3 protein-coding genes are annotated in these 3,440 nt (G+C 75.8%); 2 read left to right on the top strand and 1 reads right to left on the bottom strand.

Annotated elements, in window-relative coordinates:
- Positions 1 to 738 precede the first annotated feature (738 nt).
- Together ACFWXO_RS45105 and ACFWXO_RS45110 are read left to right on the top strand one after the other, a co-directional pair.
- Positions 739 to 1,404 (top strand): transglycosylase SLT domain-containing protein, encoded by a 666-nt coding sequence (locus tag ACFWXO_RS45105; RefSeq protein WP_380533012.1) that lies wholly within the window; start codon positions 739 to 741, stop codon positions 1,402 to 1,404.
- A 183-nt stretch (positions 1,405 to 1,587) separates the two neighbouring features.
- Entirely contained in the window at positions 1,588 to 2,592 is a 1,005-nt protein-coding gene (locus ACFWXO_RS45110; protein WP_375883994.1) for a glycosyltransferase family 2 protein, read from the top strand.
- Here ACFWXO_RS45110 and ACFWXO_RS45115 read toward each other — a convergent pair.
- Positions 2,576 to 3,235: an HIT family protein gene (locus ACFWXO_RS45115; protein ID WP_380533016.1), complete on the bottom strand. Its 660-nt coding sequence runs from the start codon at positions 3,233 to 3,235 to the stop codon at positions 2,576 to 2,578. The two genes, ACFWXO_RS45110 and ACFWXO_RS45115, sit on opposite strands and share 17 nt — an antisense overlap.
- Positions 3,236 to 3,440: the final 205 nt, after the last annotated feature.

A 3,440-nucleotide genomic window follows, 5' to 3' on the forward strand; every position in this document is an offset into this window, starting at 1 on the left:
GTGGGGGGCGGGGGCGGGGGGGGGGGGGGGGGGGGGGGGCCCTCACCCCGCCCCCCCCCGCGCGGCACCGCCGGGCCGGGGAGCGGTGGGGGGGGCCCCCGGGCCCGGTGCCGTTCCATGCCCGGACGAGGGCGGTCGGCCGGACGGCCCGCCGCGCGGCGGACTGCGGACTGCGGACCGGTGGCGGTAGACCGATGACCGGCGACCGGCCGGTCACGCTGCGTCGATGTCGGCGCCGCGGACGTGTGAGCCCGCCCACAGGGGGTTTCGCATCTACGGTCCTGGATAGTTGTCGCACTCCGCCCGTGCCGCCCCCGACACCGACCGTCACTCCCGGGCCGCCCGCCCGGACACCGGGCCCGCCCCGAAGAACCCAGGCCATGGAGCCTTCCGGCCCCACCTTCCGTCGGCGGCCCCCACCCTCGACCCTCGAACATCAAAACCGGACAAAGCACCACAAACACACCGGCACGCCGGGCCGCAAGCGCCCGCCCGGCCACTACTCGTCGTAGTAGCGAACCCTTTTGCCACCCGTCCCCGGCCCTGCCAAGAATGGCCCGTCGCCAGGCAGCGCCGGCCGGCCCCGTCCGCCGTGCGCAGCCCGCCCGCCCCGCCGCTCTCGGCCGGGGCGCCACGGCCGTCCCGGACGGCCGCGCGGGCCCCGCTCACCCGGAGCCCGTGCGATGCCCCGCGCCCAGTGCCCCGGCACGGCCCCGACGGAAAAGGACCGCCCGCTCCATGCAGCTCAGTCATGCCCGCCGCAACTCCCTGATCACCGGCATCGCCACCCTCGTGGTCGCGAGCGCCGCCACCGCCGCGCTCGCCATCCCGCAGGCCGGGAACACCGCCGAGGCCGCCGCCCCCGCGGCCGCCGTCTCGGTGGACGGCAAGCCGGTGGCCGACCAGGCGCAGGCCGACACCGCTGCCGCTGCCCAGCAGGCCGCCCAGGACGCCCAGGCGGCCCAGGAGGCCCAGGCGAAGGCCGATGCGGACGCCAAGGCCCAGGCCGACGCCCAGGCGCAGGCCGCGGCCGACGCGAAGGCCCAGGCGGACGCCAAGGCCCAGGCCGACGCCGCCGCCTCCCGCTCGCAGCAGCGCCAGAGCCTCGCCGCCCCGACCGGCACCCCGCAGCAGATCGCCGCCCAGATCGTGCCGGCCGGCCAGCTGCAGTGCTTCAGCAACATCGTGGCCCGCGAGAGCAGCTGGAACCCGATGGCCGTCAACGCCTCCTCCGGCGCCTACGGCCTGGTCCAGGCGCTGCCGGGCACCAAGATGGCCTCGGCCGGCTCGGACTGGAAGACCAACCCGGCCACCCAGATCAAGTGGGGCCTGGACTACATGAACTCCCGCTACGGCAGCCCGTGCGGCGCCTGGGCGTTCTGGCAGAGCCACCACTGGTACTGAGCCGCCCGGCTCCGGCCCTCACGCGCACCCGCGCCGGGCCCGGCGCGTCCCACCTGGCGTGGACGCGTCCGGAAGGCGGCGTGAAGATATGGCGTACGCTCGTACGATTTGCCACTGATTGCTCGTAATTACGCACCGTCAGCCCTTTGCCACGGTTCGCGCGCCCTCTTACGCTCCGGCGTCATGCCCTCACCCCTGATCAGCGTCGTGCTCACCGCCTACGACCAGCACGGACAGCTCGCCGACTGCCTGGACTCGCTGCTCGCCCAGACCCTGGCCGACGTCGAGGTGATCGTGGTCGCCGACCGCTCCCCCGAGACCGCGGGCGGGCTCGCCGACGCCTACGCGGCCCGGGACCCCCGGGTGTCGGTGCTGCACCTGAACGCGGCCGTCGGGGTCGGGGTGAGCCGGAACGCGGGCGCGGCGCGGGCCACCGGCGAGCACCTGCTGTTCCTCGACGCCGACCACCTGCTCCCCCGGGACGCCCTCCAGGCGCTCGCCGACCGGCTCCGGCAGACCGGCCCGGTCGACGTCCTGCTGTTCGGCCACTCCCGCCGCCACAACGACCGCGACTGGCCGGGCGGCGCCGAGGCCCTGCTCGCCGAGGCCGGCCCCGAGCCCTTCGCCCCCTTCGACCGGCCCGAACTGTTCGGCGCGCCCCCGCTGGTCTGGGACCGGCTGATCCGCCGCGGCCACTGGGAGGACCTCGGGCTCGCCTTCCCCGACGGCCGCTACGAGGAGATCCCGGTGGTGCACGCGGCGCTGCTCGGCGCCCGCACGGCCGCCGTCCTGGCCCGCGAGTGCGTCCAGCTGCGCCGCCGGGAGACCGTCCACCCGGCCGGCGGGCCGGGCAGCAGCGTGTTCGACCTCTTCGAGCAGTACGAGCGCAGCTTCGCCCTGCTGGAGGACCAGCCCCACCTGTACGCCGTCCGCGACGCCCTGTTCGTCCGGATGATCCGGCACTACCTGTTCGTCTTCGACCTCGCCGGCTGCGTCACCCGCGCCGAACGCCCCCAGTTCTTCCACCGCGCCGCCGAGCACCACCACCGCTTCCAGCCGCCCGGCCACCGCAAGCCGGCCGGCCGCGAGGGCATCAAGTTCTCCCTGCTGGCCGGCGGCGCCTACCCGGCCTTCGAGGTCGCCAAGCTCTCCCACATCGCCCGCGGCACCCTCACCGGCCGCAAGTAGCCCGGCGGGCGGGCGCGGTGCCGCCCCCAGCCGCCATCGCGGCGGCGATCCGGCGGGCGCGCTCGGCCCACACCCCGGCGGGCAGCGGCGGCAGCACGTCCATCCACAGCGGCAGGGTGGAGCCGCGCAGCTGCGTCAGGCCCTCCGGCCGGGCGATCAGCCACAGGTGCAGGTGGGCGCCACCGTCGCCCCAGCGGTTCACGTGGACCCGGCCGATGCCGCCCAGCGACAGCACGGCCCGCTCCACCCGCTGGAGCATCGGGCCGAGCCGGGTGGACAGCTCGGCCGGCAGGTCCAGCAGGTCGTGGTGGGCGCGCGGCTGGAGCAGCACGGTGGCGGGCAGGCCGCTGGGGGCGTCGGCGCCGCTCAGCCGCCAGTGCTCGTCGGTCCAGAGGAAGTCGGAGTCCGGGCGGGCGCACTGCCCGCAGCTCTCCGGACCGTCCTCGCCGTGGCGGGGCGGCTCGGGCAGGACCGGTGACTGGAGCACCCGGACCGTCAGCTCGCCCTCGTACGGGAAGATGTCCCAGAACGGCGCGCCGTCGGTCGGGACGGTCGGGCGCTCGCCGATCGGCAGCCGGGCGAGGTAGGCGTCGGGATTGGCCGGGTCCGCGGAGTCGTTGATCACGACGGCCGAGCCCGTCACATGACACCCCGTCGGCGGTAGCCCGGTCGTGCCCCGCATCGGTGCGGCGCCCCGGCTGCGATCATCGGCGGAGTCCACTTCCTGGGAGGCCCTGTTGACATCCTCCCCGCCCTAGGGCCTGTCCGGCGGATCTTGGCAGATCAGCGCGCGGCGTTGGGCGCCCGGCTGGGCGTGCGCCCGAGTCGGCCTCGTACTGGACGTACTT

It is taken from the genome of Kitasatospora sp. NPDC059088, from assembly GCF_042738155.1.
In the GTDB taxonomy this organism is placed as follows: Bacteria; Actinomycetota; Actinomycetes; order Streptomycetales; family Streptomycetaceae; genus Kitasatospora.

Bases quoted from the DNA above. Each gene is read 5' to 3' on its own strand.
- ACFWXO_RS45105 (WP_380533012.1), top strand. From the start codon at position 739: ATGCAGCTCAGTCATGCCCGCCGCAACTCCCTGATCACCGGCATCGCC.
- ACFWXO_RS45110 (WP_375883994.1), top strand. From the start codon at position 1,588: ATGCCCTCACCCCTGATCAGCGTCGTGCTCACCGCCTACGACCAGCAC.